This window comes from Allobosea sp. (assembly GCF_030694325.1).
In the GTDB taxonomy this organism is placed as follows: Bacteria; Pseudomonadota; Alphaproteobacteria; order Rhizobiales; family Beijerinckiaceae; genus Allobosea.
On sequence record NZ_JAUXYO010000077.1, the window covers coordinates 1 to 21,738 of the forward strand.

General features: G+C 66.7%; 20 protein-coding genes. 13 read left to right on the forward strand and 7 right to left on the reverse strand.

Going from position 1 to position 21,738, the window contains the following annotated elements; all coding sequences use genetic code 11:
- From Q8M82_RS04345 to Q8M82_RS04355, 3 genes are all read left to right on the forward strand, one after another.
- Window positions 1-1,112 (forward strand): HAD-IC family P-type ATPase (locus Q8M82_RS04345; protein WP_305690155.1); only part of this gene is annotated, 1,112 nt, incomplete at its 5' end.
- Window positions 1,109-1,351, forward strand: coding sequence for a cbb3-type cytochrome oxidase assembly protein CcoS (gene ccoS, locus Q8M82_RS04350; RefSeq protein WP_305690156.1), 243 nt, complete (start codon window positions 1,109-1,111; stop codon window positions 1,349-1,351). The genes Q8M82_RS04345 and ccoS, both read left to right, overlap by 4 nt.
- Window positions 1,352-1,425: 74 nt before the next feature.
- Window positions 1,426-2,454: an NAD-dependent epimerase gene (locus Q8M82_RS04355; protein WP_305690157.1), complete on the forward strand. Its 1,029-nt coding sequence runs from the start codon at window positions 1,426-1,428 to the stop codon at window positions 2,452-2,454.
- Here the strand turns inward: Q8M82_RS04355 and Q8M82_RS04360 are convergent, their stop codons facing one another.
- The 4 genes from Q8M82_RS04360 to Q8M82_RS04375 form a co-directional block, all read right to left on the reverse strand.
- Window positions 2,455-4,038, reverse strand: a complete 1,584-nt coding sequence (locus Q8M82_RS04360) for a methyl-accepting chemotaxis protein (protein WP_305690158.1) — start codon at window positions 4,036-4,038, stop codon at window positions 2,455-2,457.
- A 114-nt stretch (window positions 4,039-4,152) separates the two neighbouring features.
- Window positions 4,153-5,244: an SMP-30/gluconolactonase/LRE family protein gene (locus Q8M82_RS04365; protein WP_305690159.1), complete on the reverse strand. Its 1,092-nt coding sequence runs from the start codon at window positions 5,242-5,244 to the stop codon at window positions 4,153-4,155.
- Window positions 5,245-5,380: 136 nt separating this feature from the next.
- The gene (locus Q8M82_RS04370; protein WP_305690160.1) at window positions 5,381-6,100 is read right to left on the reverse strand and encodes a ribonuclease activity regulator RraA; all 720 of its coding nucleotides are present in this window, start codon (window positions 6,098-6,100) and stop codon (window positions 5,381-5,383) included.
- 138 nt (window positions 6,101-6,238) lie between these two features.
- Window positions 6,239-7,210: a Bug family tripartite tricarboxylate transporter substrate binding protein gene (locus Q8M82_RS04375; RefSeq protein WP_305690161.1), complete on the reverse strand. Its 972-nt coding sequence runs from the start codon at window positions 7,208-7,210 to the stop codon at window positions 6,239-6,241.
- A 220-nt stretch (window positions 7,211-7,430) separates the two neighbouring features.
- Between Q8M82_RS04375 and Q8M82_RS04380 the strand changes: the two genes are divergently transcribed.
- The 3 genes from Q8M82_RS04380 to araD all read left to right on the forward strand — a co-directional run bounded on the left by Q8M82_RS04380 (window position 7,431) and on the right by araD (window position 10,943).
- On the forward strand, window positions 7,431-8,135 hold the full coding sequence (locus Q8M82_RS04380; protein ID WP_305690162.1) for a GntR family transcriptional regulator: 705 nt from the start codon (window positions 7,431-7,433) through the stop codon (window positions 8,133-8,135).
- Window positions 8,125-9,057, forward strand: coding sequence for a dihydrodipicolinate synthase family protein (locus Q8M82_RS04385; protein ID WP_305690163.1), 933 nt, complete (start codon window positions 8,125-8,127; stop codon window positions 9,055-9,057). Before Q8M82_RS04380 ends, Q8M82_RS04385 begins: the two co-directional genes overlap by 11 nt.
- Window positions 9,058-9,194: 137 nt before the next feature.
- Window positions 9,195-10,943: an L-arabinonate dehydratase gene (gene araD, locus Q8M82_RS04390; protein ID WP_305690164.1), complete on the forward strand. Its 1,749-nt coding sequence runs from the start codon at window positions 9,195-9,197 to the stop codon at window positions 10,941-10,943.
- Window positions 10,944-10,989: 46 nt separating this feature from the next.
- Here the strand turns inward: araD and Q8M82_RS04395 are convergent, their stop codons facing one another.
- Window positions 10,990-11,295: a helix-turn-helix domain-containing protein gene (locus tag Q8M82_RS04395; protein ID WP_305690165.1), complete on the reverse strand. Its 306-nt coding sequence runs from the start codon at window positions 11,293-11,295 to the stop codon at window positions 10,990-10,992.
- A 192-nt stretch (window positions 11,296-11,487) separates the two neighbouring features.
- Here Q8M82_RS04395 and Q8M82_RS23415 point away from each other — a divergent pair, with 192 nt between their 5' ends.
- Together Q8M82_RS23415 and Q8M82_RS04400 are read left to right on the forward strand one after the other, a co-directional pair.
- Window positions 11,488-11,862 carry a DUF4430 domain-containing protein gene (locus Q8M82_RS23415; protein WP_371126230.1) on the forward strand — a complete coding sequence of 125 codons (375 nt, stop codon included), beginning with the start codon at window positions 11,488-11,490 and terminating at the stop codon, window positions 11,860-11,862.
- On the forward strand, window positions 11,862-12,602 hold the full coding sequence (locus tag Q8M82_RS04400) for an FkbM family methyltransferase (protein WP_305690166.1): 741 nt from the start codon (window positions 11,862-11,864) through the stop codon (window positions 12,600-12,602). The genes Q8M82_RS23415 and Q8M82_RS04400 overlap by 1 nt, the downstream gene beginning before the upstream one ends.
- A gap of 13 nt (window positions 12,603-12,615) precedes the next feature.
- Here Q8M82_RS04400 and Q8M82_RS04405 read toward each other — a convergent pair whose 3' ends face one another.
- Window positions 12,616-14,010 carry a DUF2793 domain-containing protein gene (locus tag Q8M82_RS04405; protein WP_305690167.1) on the reverse strand — a complete coding sequence of 465 codons (1,395 nt, stop codon included), beginning with the start codon at window positions 14,008-14,010 and terminating at the stop codon, window positions 12,616-12,618.
- Window positions 14,011-14,123: 113 nt separating this feature from the next.
- A complete protein-coding gene (locus Q8M82_RS04410; RefSeq protein ID WP_305690179.1) occupies window positions 14,124-14,864 on the reverse strand; it encodes an aspartate/glutamate racemase family protein in 741 nt (246 codons plus the stop codon).
- A gap of 662 nt (window positions 14,865-15,526) precedes the next feature.
- Here Q8M82_RS04410 and Q8M82_RS04415 point away from each other — a divergent pair.
- The 5 genes from Q8M82_RS04415 to Q8M82_RS04435 all read left to right on the forward strand — a co-directional run bounded on the left by Q8M82_RS04415 (window position 15,527) and on the right by Q8M82_RS04435 (window position 21,736).
- On the forward strand, window positions 15,527-16,981 hold the full coding sequence (locus tag Q8M82_RS04415) for an undecaprenyl-phosphate glucose phosphotransferase (RefSeq protein ID WP_305690168.1): 1,455 nt from the start codon (window positions 15,527-15,529) through the stop codon (window positions 16,979-16,981).
- Window positions 16,982-17,486: 505 nt separating this feature from the next.
- The gene (locus Q8M82_RS04420; protein WP_305690169.1) at window positions 17,487-18,554 is read left to right on the forward strand and encodes a Hint domain-containing protein; all 1,068 of its coding nucleotides are present in this window, start codon (window positions 17,487-17,489) and stop codon (window positions 18,552-18,554) included.
- Between the two features lie 170 nt (window positions 18,555-18,724).
- Window positions 18,725-19,750 (forward strand): hypothetical protein, encoded by a 1,026-nt coding sequence (locus Q8M82_RS04425; RefSeq protein ID WP_305690170.1) that lies wholly within the window; start codon window positions 18,725-18,727, stop codon window positions 19,748-19,750.
- Window positions 19,751-19,831: 81 nt separating this feature from the next.
- Complete coding sequence (locus Q8M82_RS04430) at window positions 19,832-20,863, forward strand: calcium-binding protein (protein ID WP_305690171.1); 1,032 nt, start codon at window positions 19,832-19,834, stop codon at window positions 20,861-20,863.
- 120 nt (window positions 20,864-20,983) lie between these two features.
- Complete coding sequence (locus tag Q8M82_RS04435; protein WP_305690172.1) at window positions 20,984-21,736, forward strand: SapC family protein; 753 nt, start codon at window positions 20,984-20,986, stop codon at window positions 21,734-21,736.
- The last annotated feature ends 2 nt before the right edge of the window (window positions 21,737-21,738 follow it).

Below are 21,738 nucleotides of genomic sequence, written 5' to 3' on the forward strand. Positions count from 1 at the left end.
TGGCCACCCTCGTGGGCTGGATCGTCTTCGGCCTGGCCTGGCAGCAGGCGCTGATCATCGCGATCACCGTCCTGATCATCACCTGCCCCTGTGCGCTCGGACTGGCCATTCCCGCCGTGCAGGTCGTCGCCGCCTCGGCCCTGTTCCGCCGCCAGGTCATGCTGAAGGAGGGCGACGCGCTGGAGCGGCTGGCCGAGGCCGACATGGTCGTGTTCGACAAGACCGGCACCCTGACCCTGCCCGAGCCCGATCTGCTGAATGCGGATGCGGTCGGCCCCGAGATCCTGCGGGCCGCCGCCTCGCTCGCGGCCGGCAGTCGCCACCCCCTCGCCCAGGCGATCGGGCGCGCTGCCGGCAGCCCCGCTCCCTCAGCCGAGACGCAGGAGCATCGCGGGCTCGGCATCGCGGCGTTCGTCGGGGGCGAGGAGATGCGGCTGGGCAGCCCCGCCTTCTGCGAGGCTGAGGCGCTCGCCGCGGAGGCTGGCGCCCACTTCCCCACCGCCTCGCTGATCGCCTGGCGGCACGGCGACCGGCGCGCCGTCTTCGCCGTCGGCCAGAAGCTGCGCCCCGATGCCCGCGCCTGCGTCGAAAGCCTGCGCCGCCTCGGCCTCGAGCCCGTGATCCTCTCCGGCGATCGCGAGGCGGCCGTCGCCGCTGTCGCCCGCGAGCTCGGCATCACCGACTGGCGCTCGGGCCTCAGGCCCGACGAGAAGCTGCACGCACTCGATAATCTCGCGAAGCGCGGCCGGAAGGTGCTGATGGTTGGCGACGGGCTCAACGACGCCCCCGCTTTGGCGAAGGCCCATATCTCGATCTCGCCGATCAGTGCGACCCATCTCGCCCAGGCGGCGGCCGACATCGTCTTCCTCGGCGACAGCCTCGGCCCCGTGGCGACCAGCCTCGCTATCGCCCGCAAAGCCCGCGCGCTCATGGTCGAGAATCTCTGGTTCGCCGTGCTCTACAACGCCGTCGCCGTCCCCATCGCCATCGCCGGCCTGGCGACGCCGCTGGTCGCCGCCGCCGCCATGTCGGGTTCGTCGCTGGTGGTGACGCTAAACGCGCTGCGCGCGGCGCACCGGCCGGTCGCGGCGGTCGAGGAGGCCGCGTCATGAACATTCTCGTCGTTCTGTTCCCGCTCGCGCTCGGCATGGGCCTGGCCGGGCTCGGGGCCTTTTTCTGGTGCATGCGCACGGGCCAATACGCCGATATCGAGGGCTCGGCCTGGCGCGTGCTGCAGGATGACGACCTCGGCCTCGAAGCGGATGTGCTGGAGGACCTGCTCGACGAGACGCCGTCCCCATCGCCGGCCGTGGAACGCAGCGCCCGTTCATTGACACAGGGCGCGATCTGAAACATGGGGTGACCCCACGGAGACCGTGATCGGGCACGGGCTCCGCCCTCTCCTGACCGGGCGGAACGGGCATCATGACCACGGTTTCACCCCGCCGCGTCCTGCTCACCGGTGCGGCCGGCTTCGTCGGTTTCCATGTCACGCAGGCGCTGCTGTCGCGCGGCATCGCCGTGCTCGGCATCGACAACATGACGCCCTATTACGATCCCGCACTCAAGCAGGCGCGGCTCGACCTTTTGTTGCCGCAGGCCGGTTTCAGCTTCGAGCCGATCGACATCGCCGACCATGACGCGCTCGCGGGCGCCTTCTCACGCTTCGCGCCCGACGTCGTCATCCATCTCGCGGCCCAGGCCGGCGTGCGCTACTCGCTCGACAATCCGCGCGCCTACGCCCACTCCAATCTCGACGGCTTCCTCTCGGTGCTTGAGGCCTGCAGGAACCACCCAGTCGCCCACCTCGTCTACGCCTCGTCGAGTTCGGTCTATGGCGCCAACGCCAAGGTCCCGTTCAGCGAGCATGACGGCGCCGACCATCCCGTGTCGCTCTACGCCGCGACCAAGCGCGCCAACGAACTGATGGCCCACAGCTATGCGCAGCTCTACGGCATCCCCGCGACCGGCCTGCGCTTCTTCACCGTCTACGGGCCCTGGGGCCGGCCGGACATGGCCTATTTCAAGTTCACCAAGGCGATCCTCGAAGGCCGGCCGATCGACGTCTATGCCGAAGCGGAGATGAGCCGGGACTTCACTTATGTCGACGACATCAGCGAGGCGATCGTGCGCTTGGCTGCCCTGCCGCCCGCTCGGGGCGGAGCCGGTGCCGGTCATGACCCCGCTACCGCGGACGCGCCCTGGCGGATCTACAACATCGGCAACCACACGCCCGTCCGTCTCGACCGCTTCATCGCGGTGATCGAAGCCGCCTGCGGCAGGACCGCGATCAAGCGCCACCTGCCGATGCAGCCGGGCGATGTCCGCGCGACCTATGCCGACGTCTCGGACCTGATGGCGCGTGTCGATTTCAGGCCCGATACGCCGATCGAGACCGGCATCGCTCGCTTCGTCGCCTGGTATCGCGACTTCTACGGGCCGCGCGAGGGCTGATCAGCCCCCGACGATCTGGCGGGAGAAGCGCGCCACCGATTCGTCCAGGCGTCGGGCCGACCCGTCGACGCCCGCAGCCGCGTCCGAGACCTGTCGCCCATTGTCCATGGTCAGGGCAGCATCGGCTGCGACGAGGTCGATCGCTCCGGCGGCGCGCTGCGTCTCGCGGACGGCGCGCGTCAGCAGGTCGACCATGGTCCGGATCGCTTCGGCCTGCTGGTCGACCGCCAGGACGATCCCGCCGGTCGCCCCCACGATCGCATCGGTCGAGACGCTGATGTTCATCACGGCCGCCAGCGAGCGTTCCGTGGCGGCACGCACCTCCTCGATGCGTTCGGAGATTTCCTGGGTCGCCGCCTCGGTCCGAGCCGCCAACCCTTTCACCTCGGTCGCGACCACCGCGAAGCCACGGCCCGCCAGACCGGCGCGCGCCGCCTCGATCGTCGCATTCAGGGCCAGGAGATTGGTTTGGGCCGCGATCTCGCGGATCAGGTCCGCGACCTCTCCGATATCGTGCACCGCCTGGGTCAGTTGCGAGCGGACGGCGACGGAAGCGGCGACGTCTGTGGCCGCCGTCCGCACCAATTGCGTGGTTCGATCGGCTTCGGCGCGGATCAGCGCGATGGTGTCGGTCAGCCGATGCGAGCAGGATTCGACGGAGGCGATGTCGCGGCTGGCCTCGCCCACCTGCGTCAGCAGCCCGCCGAGCTTGTCCTGCGAACGCTGGGAGATCGAGACGAGTTGCTCGGCCGCGCCGTTCATATGGTCGACGGACTGGAAGACCGGCTGCAGGATCGCGCCGATCTCATGCCGGAAAGCCTCTGCCTGTCGCTCGACCTCTTCGCGCCGCGCCTCCTCGATACCGGCCTGGGCCTTGGCCTCCTGCCCGAGCGCCTGGGCACTGCTGATCGCGCGAACGCGATCGATGAAGAGCTGTGCCATGCTGCGAAGCGACACCAGCATCACCGAGCCGTAGATCGCCTGGAAGGTCAGGTTCTCGAGCATATGGTCGACCGGCGAGAGCGCGATGTGGATCACGCGCGCACCGAGGATGATCCCCGCGAAGAGCAGCGCGGCCGACGGCATGCTCGCCATCGTGAAGGTCCCCGCACAGACGAGACCAGCGAGCAGCGTCGCGGTCAGCACCTCCATCTCCGGAACAGCAATGGGGTTGAAGACGACGGCCATGACCACCCAGGGCAGCGCCATCAGAGCGGAATCGATCAGGATGCGGTCGTTGAACTTGATCGACGGGGCGTCTTCGCGCGCACGCTCCCTGATGCGGGTGATGCGCACGATGCCGAGGACACCGATCGTAACCACCGTCGCGCTCCAGAGCAGCGGGAACCAGAGCCAACCATGGATCATCGCCGTGATCGCGACGAGCACCGCCGACAGCAGATTGGAGAGCAGGATCGGCGGCAGGATTCGCCCGAACTGCTCGCCTTGCGCCTTTCGAATAGCCGCCGCTTCGCTGTCGTTGAGCCGGGCCATTCCGAAACGACGGTTGACCCAAACATCGTAGCGCGCCGGCCAAGAGGCTTTCACCCCGAGGGCTGTCGCTGCCGGCTTCGTCACAGTCACGCTCAACTCCCGCGAGCAGGGGCAAGCGCGAACCCTCGCAGAGAGGTCTCAAGGGTCCGTTAATAATGACGTTCAGGAAGCTGCGCCGCTGAGCGGCGGCGCAGTCTCGCTTCATCAGATGGCGCCATGCGCCTCGACATAGAGGGCGTAGAGCGAGTGGCTGCTCGCCATGTAGAGGCGGTTGCCCTTGGGACCGCCGAAGCAGAGATTGGCGCAGCGCTCCGGCAGGCGAATGAAGGCCAGAGGCTTGCCGGCCGGGCTGAACACCATGACGCCATCGAGGTCCTCCGGCTTACCGCGCAGGGAAAAGACCTTGCGGCCGCCCGTCTCGACCGGCTCCGTGTTCAACGCGCCGTTGCTGCCGTAGCCGCACCAGAGATTGCCGTCGCGATCGACCTTGAAGCCGTCGAGCGCGCCGAAGTCGGCCGCGTCGACGACCTTGGTCTTGTTGGAGGCCTTGCCCTGCGCGTCGATGTCGAAGCTCCAGATGCTCCGGTTGGGCGTGCCGCGCCATTCCACGACATAGAGCTTCTTCTCGTCGGGCGAGAAGGCCAGACCGTTGGGATTGAGCAGGTCCGTGACCACCGCCGTCAGCTTTCCGTCCGTGCCGATGCGATAGACATTGGTCGTCGCCTGCTCGGGCTTGGCCCGCGAGCCCTCCCATTCCCCGTTGATGCCGAAGAGCGGGTCGGTGAACCAGATCGTGTCGTCCGACTTCACGACGACGTCGTTGGGCGCGTTCAGGCGCTTGCCCTCGAAGCGGTCGGCCAGGACGGTGATCTTGCCGTTCGTCTCGGTGCGGGTGACCCGGCGCGTAACGGAATGCTCGCAGGTGATCAGCCGCCCCTGCCGGTCGCGCGTGTTGCCGTTGGCGAAGTTGGCGTTCTCGCGAAAGACAGTGAAGCGGTTCTTCACCTCGTCGTATTTCATGATCCGGTTGTTGGGAATGTCGCTGACGAGGACATAGCGGCCTTCCGGAAAATAGACCGGCCCCTCGGCCCAGCGCATGCCGCTGGCGACCTGCTCGATCGTGCTCGAATAGATCCGGTACTTGCCGAAGCTCGGATCGAGGATTTCGACCGAGGGATCGGGATAGCGCTGGTTCGGCTTGAACGGAAAGGCTTGGCCCAGGGCCGGCGCCGCCAGCGCGGAACCGGCGGCGGCGAGCCCGCCTGCGAGCCATTGACGACGCGACGTGTCAACCATGATGTCCCCCCGGATTGTTATGGTGATTGTGGTCGTAGCGGGACGCGCCACCTCGGCAGCGTCCCGGTTCAGCCCGTGTCACGGCCGGCTTCGCCGTCTTTCCTGTCGATGGCGCGCCTGCATGGCACGGCGGCGGTCAGGACCAGCCAGGCCGCCAGGCTGCGAATTCGGCCTTGGTCTGTTCGTTCGCCGGATAGAGCCCGAAGAGGCCCTGCCCGCCGCGAACCCGCTCGGCGACGAAATCCTCATAAGCGGTCTGCTCATAGACCTCGGGCGCGATCTCGTTGGCGAGATGGGCGGGGATGACGCAGACCCCCTCGCCGTCGCCGACGATGATGTCGCCGGGATAGACGGCAACGTCGCCGCAGGCGATCGGCGCGTTGATGTCGAGCGCGTGGTGGCGGATCAGATTGGTCGGCGCACTCGGGCGGTTGTGGTAGGCCGGGATCGCCATGCCGGCGATCTCGGGCGAGTCCCGGAAGCCGCCATCAGTGACGATTCCGGCGACGCCGCGCTGCATCAGCCGCGACACCAGGATGCCGCCGGCCGAGGCCGCGCGCGGGTCCTTGCGGGAGTCGATCACCATCACATGGCCGGGCGGGCAATCCTCGACCGCGCGGCGCTGGGGATGCTGCGTTCCCTCGAAGGTGCCGAGATGGTCGAGATCCTCCCGCGCCGGGATGTAGCGCAGCGTGAACGCCTCGCCGACCATGCTCTCCGCCTTCTGGCTGAGCGGCCGCACGTCCTGAATGAAGACGTTGCGGAAGCCACGCTTGAACAGCGCCGTCGTCAGCGTGGCGGTCGAGACGCGCTTGAGCTTCTTGCGGTTGTCGTCGGTGAGGGTGGTCGATGTCATCGCGGCGCTATCCGGTTCTCGTGACGCAGTGGATGTGGGACGGGCGTCATTCTCGGGCTTGACCCGAGAATCTCAGGACCAGATCGCTGGTTTCCGAGATGGTCGGGTCAAGCCCGACCATGACGTTGGCTCATTTGATCACTCGATCCGCACACTCGCCTTCTGCGCCACATCCGCCCAGCGCTTGGTCTCTGCCGCGATATGCGCGACGAACTGCTCCTGCGTAGAACCGACCGGGTCGACGCCGAGCTTCTTCATCTGGTCGATCACGGCGGGCTCGCGCATGATCGCCTGGACTTCGGTGGAAAGCTTGGCGACGATCTCCTTCGGCACGCCGGCCGGCGCGAAGAAGCCATGCCAGGACGCGGCCGAATAGCCGGGGATGAACTCGGCCAGCGCGGGCAGGTCCTTGGCGACGGCGAGGCGCTCCGGCGTCGCGGTGGCGAGCGCGCGGATCTTGCCGGCTTCGACATGCGGCCAGGCGATGGTGATGTTGTCGAAGGTGATCTGGATCTGGCCCGAGAGCAGGTCCTGCGTCACCTGCCCGCTCGAGCGATAGGGCACATGCACCATGTCGGTGCCGGTCGAGACCTTGAACAGCTCGGCCGCCATATGGGTCGAGGTGCCGGCGCCGGACGATCCGAACGAATACTTGCCCGGATTCTTCTTCAGCAGGTCGATCAGCTCAGGCACGGTCTTCACCGGCAGGTCGATATTGACCATCAGGATGTTCGGCACGCTCGCCACCTGCGAGATCGGGGCGAAGTCCTTGATGTGGTCGAAGGGCATCTTGGCATAGACGCCCGGATTGATGGCATGGGTCGAGACCGTGCCCATCGTCAGCGTGTAGCCGTCGGGCATCGCCCGTGCGGCGGCCGCGACACCCGTGTTGCCGCCGGCACCGGGCCGGTTCTCGACGATGAACTTGCCGTTGAGGCGCGCGCCCAGGCGGTCTGCCAGGATGCGCCCCAGCAGATCGGTCGTCCCGCCGGCGGCGAAGGGCACGATGATCGTCACCACCTTGCTGCCGGGATAGTCGCTCTGCGCCAGCGCGGCCGGAGCGGCCAGCAGGCAAGCGGCGGCCAGCGCCGCCCTGCGTGTCATCGTCATTGCTCTTCCTCCCATGGCAGTTACTGAGCCGGCGAGGCTCGCCGGCGCGGTCCGTTGTCGGATCCTTGTCTCATCGGATAGCACAGGATTCCAGATTTGAAATCTGAAATTTCAGACTTGTTGCCGCTTGTCCTTTGTGGTGAGTGATGCGGTGATGGAGCGCAGCCTCCGCGAACCGCAATGCGGATTCGCAAGGCTGGGCTCACCTTCTGGACCGAAGATGCCGCAGACCCTCACCATCGAACCCGTCGCTCCTCACCTGCTCCGCTCCCTGCGCGAGCATGTGCATGAGCGGCTGCGCCGGGCGATCGTCGCCGGGCGTTTCCGCAATGGCGAGCGCCTGAACGAGCGGCATCTGGCCGAGATGCTGGGCGTCAGCACCACCCCGGTGAAGGACGCGATTCGCAAGCTTGAGAGCGAGGGGCTGGTGCGCACCGAGGCACGCCGCGGCGTCTTCGTCGAGTTCTCCGCCCGCCAGGCGCTGGAAATGGCGCTGGGACGCGCGGCGCTCGAAAGCGTCATGACCCATATCGCCGCCAACCGCCTCGGTGAGGCCGATCTCGCAGAGATCGCGCGGCTCATCGAGGAGATGGCCCATGCGACGCAGCACAGCGCGTTGGAGGACCTCGTCACCCTGAACGAGGCCTATCACGGTACGATCCACCGCATCTCGGGCTGCGGCTATCTCGAACGCCGGCTCGACGGGCAGCGCATGTACGACCATGCCCAGCGCATCGCCCTGCTCTCGGAACCCTCCGAGCGCGGCCAGGGCTTCGAGGAACATCGCTCCATCTACGAGGCGCTGCGGGCGCGCGATCCCGCGCTCGCCGAACAGAGAATGCGCCGCCACATCGTCCGCTCGGCGAAAGCCCATGTGCGGCAGGTGTTCGGCGCCGACGCGGAAGGGTTGGACTATGACGAGTGAACAGACCGGCGAGGACCGCGTCCGGCGCGCGCTGCGCGGCATTTCGGGCGTGCATGTCACCGCCTGGAGCGCGGACGGCGAGGCCGATTGGGCGGTGACGGGGAAGATCGTCGCGCGCATCGCCGCAGCCGGCATCCACAACATCGTCTCGGCCGGCAACACGGGCGAGTTCTACCCGATGACGACGGACGAGGTGGTGCGCAGCCACGCCGTCGCGGCCGAGGCTGCTGCCGGCAAGGCGCTGGTCACGGCCGGCATTGGCCGGTCCCTGCGCGAGGCCGTTTCGACCGGCAAGCTCGCGGCCAAGGCCGGCTGCGATGCGGTGATGGTGCATCACCCACTCGACCCCTTCGCCGCGCCGCAGTCCCAGGCCGACTACATCCTCGCCATCGCCGAGGCGCTGACGCTGCCACTCGTCGCCTATATCCGCTCGGACGCGATCGGCGTGAAGGATCTCGTCCGGGTCGCGACCCATCCCAATGTCGCCGGCGTGAAATTCGCCTCAACCAACATGATGCTGCTGTCGGAATGCGTGCGGGCCACGCAGGGCACGCGCGCCAACTGGATCTGCGGCCTCGCCGAGGGCTGGGCGGCGCCCTTCTATGCGCTGGGCGCGCGGGGCTTCACTTCCGGCCTGATCAACGTCGCTCCCGAACGGTCGCTGGCGGTTTGGCACGCGCTGGAGAAAGGCGACTACGCCGCCGCCCGCAGCGAGGTCGACGCCATCGCCGGCTTCGAGACGCTGCGCACCAAATACGGCAACGGCGCCAACGTCACCGTGGTCAAGGAAGCGCTCGGCCTGCTCGGCACGGCTGTCGGTCCCGTGCGCCTGCCCGGCCTGCCGGAGCTCAACGCCGAGGAGAAGGCGCAACTGCGCGCCATCGTCTCCGGCTGGGGCGCCCAGCGCGCGGCGGCGGAGTGAGATCCGTCATTCTCGGGCGCAGCGAAGCGTAGACCCGAGAATCTCAGGACGCGATTGCACTGGTTTTCGAGATGGTCGGGTCAAGCCCGACCATGACGCCCGGTGTCCAACACAAGAAACCACCCGAGGAAACGCCGATGTCGTCCACTCCCAGCAAGGGTCCTGCCCGCAAGACGCCCGACACCCTGCGCTCGAAGCGCTGGTTCGGCGCCAGCGATCTGCGCTCCTTCGGGCATCGCTCGCGGGCGCTGCAGATGGGGTTCGCCCATGACGAGTTCATGGGCAAGCCGGTCATCGGCATCATCAACACCAGGTCCGAGATCAACCCCTGCCACACCCATCTGCGCGACCGGGCCGATGCGGTGAAGCGGGCCGTCTGGGCCGCGGGCGGCTTTCCGGTCGAGATCCCCGTGATGTCGGTTTCGGAGCAATACCAGAAGCCCACCACCATGCTCTATCGCAACTTCCTGGCAATGGAGACCGAGGAATCGATCCGCTCCCACCCTCTTGATGGCGCAGTGCTGCTCGGCGGCTGCGACAAGTCCACGCCGGCCCTGATCATGGGCGCCTGCAGCGCCGGCCTGCCCTTCATCTTCGTGCCCGCCGGGCCGATGCTGCGCGGCAACTGGGCCGGCAAGGTGCTGGGTTCGGGCGCCGACGTCTGGAAGTACTGGGCCGAGAAGGAAGCCGGCAACATCACCGACGACCAGTGGAAGGATATGGAAAGCGGCATCGCCCGCTCCCATGGCACCTGCATGGTGATGGGCACCGCCGCGACCATGATGAGCCATGCCGAGGTGCTGGGGCTGACCCTGCCCGGCGCCTCCGCCATCCCCGCCGCCGACGCCGCCCATCCCCGCATGGCCGCGGCCGCCGGCAAGCGCATCGTCGAGATGGTCTGGGAGGATCTGACGCCCGACCGCATCCTGACCCGCAAGAGCTTCGAGAACGCGCTGACCGTCCACATGGCGGTCGCAGGCTCGACCAACGCCATCATCCACCTGATCGCCATGGCCGGCCGCGCCGGCGTCTCGCTGAAGCCCGACGATTTCGACGCCTTCTCCCGCACCGTGCCGGTGATCGCCAATCTGCGCCCATCGGGCGAATTCCTGATGGAGGATTTCTTCTATGCCGGCGGGCTCCCGGCTCTGCTGAAGCAGCTCGAGAGCAAGCTCCATACCGACGCGATGACCGTCACCGGCAAGCCGATCTCGGAGACCATCGCGCTCGCCACCGTCTATGACGACAACGTCATCCGCCCGCTCGACAATGCGGTGACGACCGCCAACGGGCTCGCGGTGCTGAAGGGCAACATCGCCCCCGATGGCTGCGTCATCAAGCCCTCCGCCGCCGAGCCCCGCCTGCTGCAGCATTCAGGCCCGGCGCTGGTCTTCGAGGATTACGACGCGATGATGAAGGCGGTGAACGACGAGGCGCTCGACGTCACGCCAGACCACATCATGGTCCTGAAGAACTGCGGCCCGGTCGGTGGTCCCGGCATGCCGGAATGGGGCATGATGCCGATCCCGAAGAAGCTTTTGAAGCAGGGCGTGCGAGACATGCTGCGCATCTCGGACGCCCGCATGTCGGGTACGAGCTATGGCGCCTGCGTGCTGCATGTCGCCCCCGAGGCCTATATCAAGGGTCCGCTCGCCGCCGTGCGGACCGGCGACGTCATCAGCGTCGATGTCGAGGCCCGGACCATCTCCGTGAATCTGACAGACGCGCAGATCACCGCCCGCCTCGCCGCCTGGACGCCGCCGAACCGTGACTATCCCCGCGGCTACGGCAAGATGTCCGCCGCCCATATCCGCCAGGCCGACAAGGGCTGCGACTTCGATTACCTCGAGGGCACGGCGAAGATCCCCGAGCCGGAGATTCATTGAGACCCCGTCATTGCGAACGCTTCTACCGAAGTGAATGCATGCTCACCTACCCCATCGGCTCGCCGCGCCTCGTCCGGATCACGAACCGGGTCAGGAAGGTCATCAGCCGCTCGACCGAGAAGCCGTCGAGACGGTAGTTCACTACGGCCGAAACCTTCGACTGCGGAAGTCCGAGCAGTCGCCCGGTCTCGGCTTGCCGCAGCTTTCTACCGGAAACCATCTCGTTGATCGCCAGCGCCAGCCGCGTCTTGGTCTGGCGCTCCGCCCGATCGCTGAGGCCGAGATCGGCGAAGACATTGCCGATGCCATGGTCGATCGCCTGCTCATCGTCCTGCGGCTTCGACTGGATCATCGGCAACTCCCATAGTCTTCTCGTGCACGACGCAGGCGCTCGGCGATCAGGTCGACATCCGGACTCGCGGCCCGCCGACCGGACGGGCTCTCGTCAAAGGTGTATAAAACGTGGACGGCGCTGTCAGTTCGTGGGATTAATTGAACGATAATCGAGGAGCGGCACATGATTGCAAAAACATTGGCCTTACTGATGTTGGCGTTTCCGTGCGTAGCTTCGGCTCGGGATATCAGGCCCCAAACCTGGACGCCCGTGACCGTATCACTAGAAATTCGCGAGCTGAACGGTACAACAAAAAAATTTCCTGACGTACCATGGTCTCTCGGGATCACGGTTCTCGACACTATGAAAATGGTAGATGGGATCAAATTTTCCGGCGATTGGAATAGGTCGATCAGCGATTGGCTGATTACATCGATCGACGGCACTATCAACGCAAACGGTTCGTATTGGACATATTGTGTCAACGGCGAACCTGCCGGCGTGGGCGCCGGCAGTTATACGCTAGGACCAACCGCAGCCGTAGTATGGGTTTACGGGTCGGCATATCCACCAAATTGCAAGTAATGCAGCTACCCGCCCCCCGCCTTTCCTGGCAGGACGCCTTCGAAGCCCCGACGAACTCGCAGATCGAGCAGGAGCGCTGGGTGCTGGCGATGTGCGGCGGTCGGAGGGGTGGACGCTTCGCCGAGATCGGCGCCTTCGACGGCGTCCTGCACAGCAACACCTGCTTCCTTGAGGCCGATCATGGCTGGAGCGGCGTGCTCGTCGAGCCCAACCCGATCCTCTTCGCCAGGCTCGCCGCCAGCCGGAAGGCCGCTTGCCTGGAGCGTGCCGTCCATCGCGAGGGCGGCCAGCTCCTGTCCTTCGTGCCCTCGCAGGAAATCGGCACGCTCGCCGAATATGCCGAGTCGGACGGCTATGCCGAGCATAGGCGCCAGGCGATCAGCGAGAACGGGCTGATCACCGTCGAGACCGTGACCTTCGACCAGATGGACCAGGCCGACGGCCAGGCGGGCTCCGGCTTCGACTATGTCTCGCTCGACACCGAAGGCTCGGAGCTCGACATCCTCCGAACGATCGACCTTGTCCGGCACGCCATCGCCCTCTTCACCATCGAGCACAATTTCGTCGAGCCGCGCAGGGAGACGATGCGCGTTCTCCTGGCCGAGGCTGGCTACCGGCGACTGAACGTCGGCTTCGACGACTGGTACTGGCACGAGGGCCATCTGCAGGCGCGCAATGGCGGGATGCTGCCCGACATCGCCGCCATCAACGCGCATGTGAAGAGCATCTATCTCGACTGACGCGGCCGCGAGCTTAAAGCTCCGCGTCGAAGGCGATGTCGCCGAACGCGGCCTGCACCCGCCCGACGGAAGACGCCGCCACCGAGACGCGTGCCTCCCGCCGCGACAGCACCGTCAGCGCCGCGCTGCCGCCCGCGACATTTACTGCGCCCGAGACGGCAAAGGCGGCGCTCGGCGTCGCGCGCATCCGCGCCGGCAGGACGAGGCTCTGCGCCACCGCGCCGCCCGCGGCCTGATAGGCGTCGAGCGCAATCGCGCTTTCCGGCCGCCAGAAATAGCGGGCGCAGAGCAGCTCCTCGAGCGTCGCCGGCCGCGCGACCCAGGCGCTGGCGCGCCGCCCGATTTCCAGCTTGATCCGGCGCAGCGTGACAGTCGGCCCGGCCGGCGCCAGCGAGACCGACAGCACGCCGGTGTCGCCAGGCGCAGGCGTCAGCGTCACGCCGCGCCGGCCGCCACCGGACGAGATCGAACCCGAGACGCTGCCGACGGAGACCGAGAGTGTGCCACCCGACAGCCCCTCGACCGAAAGGGTCAGCGGCAGGCCGGCGAAGGAAGACAGCCCCCACAGCGCCGGCTCGACCGGCTGCGCCAGCGCCCCGGCACTGAGGGTGAGGTCGTAGCCCGCAAGGGCGAGGTTCGCGCCGGCAGGGCCGGCCTTCCAGCGGTCGAAGCCATAGACGCCCGCCGCCAGCGCACCGCCGGCGAAACCGCGCTGGTTGATCTGCCAGTCGCCATTGAGCAGGAGATTGCCACCGCTCGCCCAGGGCGTCGCCGGCAGCGAAACCTCGCCGGTTGCCGCGTCGACCACCAGTGCTTCGGCCCAGGCCGAGCCATCCGCGCTCACCTTGCAATGCAGATCGTCATCGCCTGCGAGGCCGATCTCGGCGCGGCCGGAATAGCTGTCCTGGAACAGCAGGCTCGCCGTCTCACCGGCGGCCGCCTTGTTGAGCTTGAGCTGGTGGCCAGCGCCGTCATGGTTGAACAGACTGGCCTGCGCCTGCACCACGAAGCGGGTTGTGACATCTGCGGTGCCGTTCACGCCCCAGAGGCTGGCGCCGAGACTGCTGAGCGGGCTGTCGCGCCGCCATTCGCTGCCTGTCCAGAGATGGTGCTCGCTCTCGTCAGTGACCCAGGCCTGCCAGCCGGCGCGCGGCACCAGGAAAGTCCAGCCGCCATCCTCGAACAGCGCCACCTGGTCGGTGCGGCCGGCGAAGGCCCCCGTCGCGCCGGGCGGGATGATGAAGGCCGAAAGCTCGGTCGGCACCGCCGGCGGCGCCCCCTCGGACCGGCTGTCGACGGTGAGATGCACCAGCGCGTCGAGCCGCGTCAGGGCATCGTTATGGGTGACGTGCTTCTGCGCCTGCCCGGCGGCGAGCAGGGGCAGGGAAAGCCGCGGCGTTGCGGTCATGGAGCCTCGCGGGGTCGGGCGCCGCCAAGGCGCCGGTGGATGCGAGGCCCAGCATCGCCCCTCGCGCTGGCACCGGGGATAACCCCCCTCGGCTATCCCCGGTGCCTGCGCCCCTAGAACACCCGCGGCCGCAAGCCCGTATGGAACCAGGTGATCATCGAATAGATGTCGTGGACCGGAAGTCCCGTCGCGGCCTGCACGGCCGCGGCATAGGGCGGCATGTTGGTGCATTCGAGCACGATCGCACCCACCTCCGGATGCCGCGCCACCAGATCGAGCGCCGCCTCGACGACGTCCTGACGCGCGAGGTCGACATCCATGTCGTCCTTCTCGGCCTTGATCAGCACACGGAAGAACTCGCGGCCGCCTTCCGTGCCGGCGACCGGCGTATCCAGCGGCACGCCGACCTTGTCCAGATGCGCCGGCGTCAAGCTCGCTGCCGAGACGGTGACGACCCCGACCCTTTTGCCCGGCGGCAGCGTCGCCTGCACCCAGGGCACCTGCATCAGGGAGGAGGTCGCCACCGGCACGCCGACGGCCGCTGCGAGCTCGCGCTGGAACAGGGAGAGGAAGCCGCAATTGGTGGTGATCGCCTCGGCCCCGAGCCGCACCAGATCCTGCGCCGCGGCGATGAAGTCAGGCAGCAGGCCATCGGCGCCCCGCAGCACGACCTTGTCGGGGCTGGCACCGCCGACCACGCGGTAGAGCACTGGGAAGGGCCAGGTCCCGCCATTGCCCATGTCCCCGAGGATGCGCGGGAAGCGCGCTTCCAGCATCAGGATGCCGAGCGGCGCGCCATAGATCGCCTTGCCGCCGCGCGCGATGCGGGGCGGCTGCGATGGGTCCGAAGCGATCGTCACGGCAGGTCCCCGCATGATGGTGGCGACGCAGACCTAGCGCCGCCGAGCGCCCGCGCCAAGGCGCTAGCGGCCCGCGCGCCATGTCGGCCCGGCATGGCGCACGAGGGTGACGCTGCGGAGCAATGGGCGTATCAACGGGGCCCGGGCGCCGGCAACGAGCGCGTCCGCGAGGGCTCAACCTGCATCCCCGGCTGGCACAGGGCTGCGGCTTCCCTCTCGGCCGGGATTGCCTGAGCTGCGAGGCCAGACCCCACAGCATCTGCGCCGCCCTGCCCGAGGGCAACCTCCTCGACCTGCAGACGGGGAGCCGGACCTGAACAGACTGTCGCGCGTGCGCATGATCCTGCTCGTGCCGGACGGTGTGCGGTTGCTGCACAGCGAGCGCCTGGCCGCCAACGCCGCCGGCTGAACGGCGCCCAAGACGCCGCGAGGGCTGTTCCAGAACGGATCAGACCGGCACGCGGCCGTCGCGCAAGACGTCCCAATTCACTGAGAATCCAGCGATTATCCGCGGTTAGGTCGACGGAACAGCTCATTTTGGCGCGTTCCTCTGCGGTATGTCGCTTGCGCTCCCACCGCCGAGACCAGCCTGGGAGAGAAGATCTGTGCCGCAGCCGCACAGCTCGCCCGGGCTTCGGGCGGAGGCGACGAACCGGATGAGCGTCAACGACATCGGACTGGCCACCTATGCGGGCCGCGAGCGCCGCGCTCGCGCCTGGCGCCACTGGCTCTGGCTGGTCACCGCCGCGACCGACGCGGCGACCGTGGCCCTGATAGTGGGGCTGGTGTCGCTGGCCTATCACCTGCCGGTCTATGGCGACCCGCGGGCCGACAAGGTGACCCTCGAACTCGCCTTGATGCTGGCCGCGATCTTCGTCTTCGTGAACGCGACGCGCGGCCGCTACCAGCTGTCCAATTATCTCTCGACCAAGGGACAGATCGCCTCGGCCTTCGCGGTCTGGAACCTGACCATGGTCGCCTTCGTCGCCATCCTGTTCCTGGCCAAGATCGCCGACCATTATTCGCGCGGCGTCGTCCTCGCCAGCTACCTCGCCGGCATCCCCGTCATCGCGCTCGCCCGCTCGGCGATGGTGCGGACGATCTCGATCGGCAGCAAGACGGGCCGCATCACCACCGAGCGCGTCTTCCTGATCGGGCGCGAGCCCGACGTGATGTCCTTCGTCTCGCGGCACCAGCCCTGGAATGTCGGCTTCGCCATTGTCGACGTCGCCTTCCTGCGCAGCAACGACGCCCGCCGGATCAACGACCCCGCCGCCGCGCTGGCCGCGGATCTGGCGAGCGCCGTGGCGAACTGCCGGAGCCAGCAGCCGGACTCCGTCTTCATCGCGCTGCCCTGGTCGGATCAGGAGACCATCGACGCCTGCATCGACGCCTTCATGAACCTTCCGGTCGCGATCCATCTGACGCCGGAGCGGATCATGGACCGCTTCGACCGGCCGCTCATCATGCGCACCGGCAGCCTGACCAGCCTGCGGCTCAACCGGCCGCCGCTTTCGGTGCTGGAGATCGCCCTGAAGCGGATATTCGATCTTGTCGCGGCCGCACTCATCCTGGTGCTGTGCGCGCCGCTGCTCCTGCTCGTGGCCGCCCTGATCCGGCTCGACTCGCCTGGACCGGTGCTGTTCCGCCAGCGGCGTTACGGCTTCAACCAGCAGGCCTTCCGGATCTTCAAGTTCCGGACCATGACCACCACGGATGACGGCGCCGTCATCGTTCAGGCGCGGCGCGACGACCCGCGCGTCACGCGGATCGGCCGCATCCTGCGTCGCTACAATCTCGACGAACTGCCGCAGCTGCTCAATGTGCTGGCGGGGCAGATGTCGCTGGTCGGGCCCCGCCCGCACGCGCTCGCTCACGACCGGGAATTCGAACGCAAGATCGCGCTCTATGCTCGGCGCCACAACGTCAAGCCCGGCATCACCGGCTGGGCCCAGGTCCATGGGCTGCGCGGCGAGACCGACACTGACGACAAGATGGCCAAGCGCGTCGCCTATGACCACTGGTACATCGACAACTGGTCGATCTGGCTCGACGTCGCCATCCTCCTCCGCACGGTCCTGAGCCGGAAGGCTTTCATGAACGCGCGGTGAGACCCGCCCGAAGCGAACCCCGATACTCGACAGCACAAAAGATGGGCTCGGACATGATGGGCGAGACCCCTGCCCAATTTTCACCGCAACGCAAAACGGCACCAAACGCTTTAATTGCTGAAAAAAGTTGCAGTCATCTGGCGCAAGCCGCCATCAGACGCTCCTACTGCGATCACGAAACGACATGATTAGGCTGAAAAAATACTAAAAAACAAGATTAAACTTATAAATACTGAAAGTAAGCCGAGTCATAACTGGAATCGGCGTCAGCTTAACGCAGCGGATAATTGATTCAAGCGCTGGGTTGCGGTGCACTAATGCCCCTCAAGACTCTTCGTCGACCCGGCAGACTGCCAGCGAACCATGGTCGCGATTAAGCATCTGTCAAAAAAAGTCGATCGAAGCCCTTAAGAGTCTCTTTACCAAGCGGCACGGCTTGCGCTATGGCTCTGTGCAGTGCGGCATGGTGGCTGGCTTAGGCCGCCCGCGTGTGGAAGGGCGACACATGGCGATCATCAACGGAACGGGCGGCGACAACGTCATCACCGGCACCGGCAATGCCGATGTCATCAACGGCAAGGGCGGTGACGACATCATCAACGCCGGCGGCGGCGCGGATGTCGTGTTCGGCGGCAACGGCGATGACATCATCAGCGGCGAAGGCGGTGCGGACTATCTCGACGGCGGCAAGGGTAACGACATCCTGCGCGGCGGTGCCGGCGCGGATATCCTGATCGGCGGCGAAGGCGACGACATCCTGAGCGGCGGCAATGGCGACGACTCCTTCGTCTTCGACGGCACCAGCGGCAATGACATCGTCACCGACTTCACCACCGCCGACACGATCGCGATCGACCTCGGCGAGAGCTTCGCCGGCCCCATCGATCTGAGCTCGCTCGATTTCGACCAGATCGGCGGCAATGTCCTGATCACTCTCCCCAATGGCGGGACGATCCTGATCCAGAATTCCACCATCGCCGACGTCCAATCCCGTGTGCAGGTCGCCTGCCTGTTGCGCGGCACGCTGGTCGCGACGCCCGAGGGCGAGGTCGCCGTCGAGACGCTGTCGATCGGTGACCGCGTCACCACCCTCGACGGGACGCCCAAGCGCATCAAGTGGATCGGCCGCCGCAGCTATGGCGCCTCCTTCGTGCGCGATAACGCCAAGATCGTTCCGGTCGTGATCGCCGCCGGCGCGCTCGGCCCCAACATCCCCAGCCGCGACCTGCATGTCTCGCCGGATCACGCCATCCATGTCGAAGGCGGCCTCGTTCCGGCCGGCCTTCTCGTCAATGGCGGCACCATCCGCCAGGAGATGAGCGCCGACGTGATCGATTACTTCCACGTCGAGTTCGAGCATCCCGAGGTGATCTTCACAAACGGCGCTCCGACCGAGAGCTATGTCGATCACGGCAATCGCCGCATGTTCCAGAACCATCAGGAATTCCTGGACCTGTACGGCGAGCCCCTCGCAGACGGCTCCGTCCGCGATCGCCGCTTCGCGGTGATCGGCGAGGGCGAGGTGCTGGAGCGCATCCGTACGCGCCTCGGCGCGGCCAGGCTCGCGGCCTGATCCTTGCTTTGACCCCAACTGGGCGGCGCCGCAGGCGGCGAACGCCGCCCGTTTGGGCATGTTGCACGTCTTTTCGTCTTCGCAATGTCACGAAACACTGGCATGCTGCTACGCAACAGAGCGATGATGCGACGCAGCAGTCCCGGTGGTGCTTTCACAACGAGGCCTGAATGATCGACCCGCGCTACACATTCAACGACATGGCGGACGCCAGACCCCTGCGGGTGCCTGAGGGTCTGTTCGTGCTTCGTTATGTGTCATCGCCGGATGGCCTCGACGCTCCCGAGATTTCGGTATCTGTGCCGCCCGGTTCGGACATCGCCGTGATCGATTCCGCCGACAGCTTTGTCCGCCGCGGCGAAACCGTGCTGGGCATGCCGGGTGACGCCGTCGTGCTCAAATCCCGTCGCGAAGGCGCGGTGCTGATCACCGTCCTGTCACCGGGCGGACGGGGCCGTCGCCAGGCCCATGTCGGGCTCGAACGCGTTACGAACGCGCCGCGCCCCTCCGTCGGCTCCTTTCCGCAGGGCGCGGCACCGTCTCTCGACATCGATCCGAACGACGCGCTCGAGATCATGGCGCATGTCGCCCACCGCGGTGACGTGACCGCCAAGGCGGGCCAATGGATCTGCGGACCCCAGTTTCCCATGGCCATCGAAGGCATCGCGCTGAGCTGGCGTCACCCATCCCACGACCTCGATATCGTCACCACCGGCGTGTTCAACGATCGCAGCGGACGGACGCAACTGCCCCCCGCACCGTCGGGCCGGTTCGTCGGCACACGAGGACGTTCCGCGCCGCTGGTCGGGCTTTCCCTCAGCCTCGCCGGGCCGTTGGCATCGCGCTACACCCTGTCATGCGAGGCGCTCTTTCTGGGGGCGGCCATCGTCTCGCGCGTCGGTGCGACCATCGAGTTGAAGGGGCCCACGGGTCATGAGCCGCTGGTGGGTCTGAGGCTGTCGGTCGTTCCGGCCGTGCCGATGACGATCGCGGCGCCGGTGCGCAACGCTGTTGCTCAACCGTTCTACGAGGCATCTCACCAGCCATACGAGGTCGCCCAACAGGCGGTCAGGCTGGGGCAGGATCCGGCGGTGTCGTCGCTCGACGATGTCTTGCCGGCCAAAATTGGCGTTGCCGGCTCGGCCGGCCGCGTCAGGGTGTTCCGGACTTCTCGGTCCCGATCGGCAATGAACTGAAATCGAATTGACTTGGCGACATCTGATGCCCTCAAGTTTTGGAGTTGAATTGTGACAACTTACAATTATACCGAAGCCGAGTTGTCCGATAAGATCGACGATCTTGCGGTCTTCAGCACTGATGCGCGCGACAGCATCCTCCAGGGATTGAACACGATCGGCGTTTTCAACAGCGCCTCGGTCGCCGGCGACCGCGTCCGGACGGACGTGATCCCCGCCGACTCGACCACGAACCCCGACCCGGGCGAAGAGCTCATTCTCTTCACGGGCGATCCGTCCGGTCCGCAGACGCTGTCGGGCGACGACACCTCGGCGATCTTCGCCAGCGACTCGAACATCGACGTTACGATCAATGCCTTCGGCAAATCGTTCGTGGCCACCGACAGCGGTGACGACACGATCGTCAGCACCGGCTCCAGCACGGACTACATCATCGTCGGCGACGGCGATAATTCGGTCAACGCCGGAAGCGGTGCCGACACGATCGTCGCCGGCACGGGCAACGACACGATCTATGGTGGGTCGGGCGCCGACTCGATCGTCGGTGGCGACGGCAACAACTATCTCGACGGCGGCAACTCCAACGACACGATCATCGCGGGCGGCGGCGACGACACCATCCTCGGTGGCGACGGCAACGACTCCATCCTTGCGGGCAACGGCGACAACGACATCAACGCCGGGTCTGGCGACGACACGGTCATCGCCGGTGACGGCAACGACACCATCTTCGGCGGCTCGGGCAACGACTCGATCATCGGCGGCGATGGCAGCAACTACATCGACGGCGGCACCGGCAACGACACCATCATCGCGGGTGGCGGCGACAACGTGCTCATCGGTGGGGACGGCAACGACTCCATCGTCGGCGGTGGCGGCAACGACTCGATCAGCGGCGGCTCGGGTTCGGATTACATCCGCCTGCTGGCCGAGAACGGTTCGATCGGCGCCGACACGGTCATCGGCGGGTCGGGTTCGGACACCCTCTACATCGACAAGTTCGCCGCCGAGGTCGCATCCTCGTCGACCAATCTGGGCGTCACCACGATCACGTTCAGCAACGGCGACACGGTGCAGTACTCGCAGATCGAAACCGTGCTCTTCAAGACCTGAGCAGCCGATCATCTGTCGGCATTCATCTGAAGGGGGGCCTTTCGGCCCCCCTTCTATTATGTGTACCATGGCGCCCCCGGGCGGGGCCTGGCCGCTCCGCCTCCGTGACAGTCATCCGCAATGGTCGCAGTCGATACGCTTTACGAACATCCCACCATCCTGGGGGCTTCGACCGGGCATCACCGCATCTTTTCCCAGGTTTCCTACAAGCTGGTGCGGGCGTTGCAGTTCGCCCCGGCCGTGCTGATGGAGGCGGGGCAACTGGCGCGCCTCTTCCCGCTCTGCTGGCGGTTGACCGACGGCGTTCCCGTTCTCGTCGCACTGCGCAGCCTCCTGCCGGACGGCCGAGGCCAGGCGCCTGATGCGCCGATGCACGAAGCCCTGCTTCCCCTCGCGCTGCAGTGTTTTCCGCTGGTCGTGCCGAGCGCGGACGCGCTGGTGCAGCAACACGTCTTGTTCGATGCGACGATCGCCGACAGTCCGACGGATATCGGCGCGCCGCTTCTGATGGCCGATGGCCGACTGAGCAAGGCCGCGATGGAAAGGGCGAGGAAGGCGATCACCTTCGCGCGCGCCATGCCGGCAACGGAGGGCCTCACCGCTGATCTCGCCGCTGCGGGCCTGTTCGAGCCCTGGCCCCTGCACTTCGACCTCGGCCACGGCGAAAAGGTCGTGATCGACGATCTGATGGTGGTGGCCGCCTCGCGTCTGCGCGCCGACGAGTTATCGGGCATCGTCAGCCGACACGGCGTGGGCGCCGGCCTGTTCCTGTCGCTCCATCGCGCCTCGCTGTTTCGGGCGGGGAACCTGCTGGCGGCCGCCAAGCAAGCTGTTCTCCAGGAGCATGCCGCCAAAGCCGACGCGGCCGGCTGACC

Excerpts from the sequence above, each read along its gene's own strand:
- Q8M82_RS04380 (WP_305690162.1), top strand. The coding sequence starts at position 7,431 with ATGCCGCAGACCCTCACCATCGAACCCGTCGCTCCTCACCTGCTCCGC.
- Q8M82_RS04415 (WP_305690168.1), top strand. The coding sequence starts at position 15,527 with ATGAGCGTCAACGACATCGGACTGGCCACCTATGCGGGCCGCGAGCGC.
- araD (WP_305690164.1), top strand. The coding sequence starts at position 9,195 with ATGTCGTCCACTCCCAGCAAGGGTCCTGCCCGCAAGACGCCCGACACC.
- Q8M82_RS04405 (WP_305690167.1), bottom strand. The coding sequence starts at position 14,010 with ATGACCGCAACGCCGCGGCTTTCCCTGCCCCTGCTCGCCGCCGGGCAG.
- Q8M82_RS04385 (WP_305690163.1), top strand. The coding sequence starts at position 8,125 with ATGACGAGTGAACAGACCGGCGAGGACCGCGTCCGGCGCGCGCTGCGC.
- Q8M82_RS04400 (WP_305690166.1), top strand. The coding sequence starts at position 11,862 with ATGCAGCTACCCGCCCCCCGCCTTTCCTGGCAGGACGCCTTCGAAGCC.
- Q8M82_RS04395 (WP_305690165.1), bottom strand. The coding sequence starts at position 11,295 with ATGATCCAGTCGAAGCCGCAGGACGATGAGCAGGCGATCGACCATGGC.
- Q8M82_RS04370 (WP_305690160.1), bottom strand. The coding sequence starts at position 6,100 with ATGACATCGACCACCCTCACCGACGACAACCGCAAGAAGCTCAAGCGC.
- Q8M82_RS23415 (WP_371126230.1), top strand. The coding sequence starts at position 11,488 with ATGTTGGCGTTTCCGTGCGTAGCTTCGGCTCGGGATATCAGGCCCCAA.
- Q8M82_RS04425 (WP_305690170.1), top strand. The coding sequence starts at position 18,725 with ATGATCGACCCGCGCTACACATTCAACGACATGGCGGACGCCAGACCC.
- Q8M82_RS04365 (WP_305690159.1), bottom strand. The coding sequence starts at position 5,244 with ATGGTTGACACGTCGCGTCGTCAATGGCTCGCAGGCGGGCTCGCCGCC.
- Q8M82_RS04355 (WP_305690157.1), top strand. The coding sequence starts at position 1,426 with ATGACCACGGTTTCACCCCGCCGCGTCCTGCTCACCGGTGCGGCCGGC.
- Q8M82_RS04375 (WP_305690161.1), bottom strand. The coding sequence starts at position 7,210 with ATGACGATGACACGCAGGGCGGCGCTGGCCGCCGCTTGCCTGCTGGCC.
- Q8M82_RS04420 (WP_305690169.1), top strand. The coding sequence starts at position 17,487 with ATGGCGATCATCAACGGAACGGGCGGCGACAACGTCATCACCGGCACC.
- Q8M82_RS04435 (WP_305690172.1), top strand. The coding sequence starts at position 20,984 with ATGGTCGCAGTCGATACGCTTTACGAACATCCCACCATCCTGGGGGCT.
- ccoS (WP_305690156.1), top strand. The coding sequence starts at position 1,109 with ATGAACATTCTCGTCGTTCTGTTCCCGCTCGCGCTCGGCATGGGCCTG.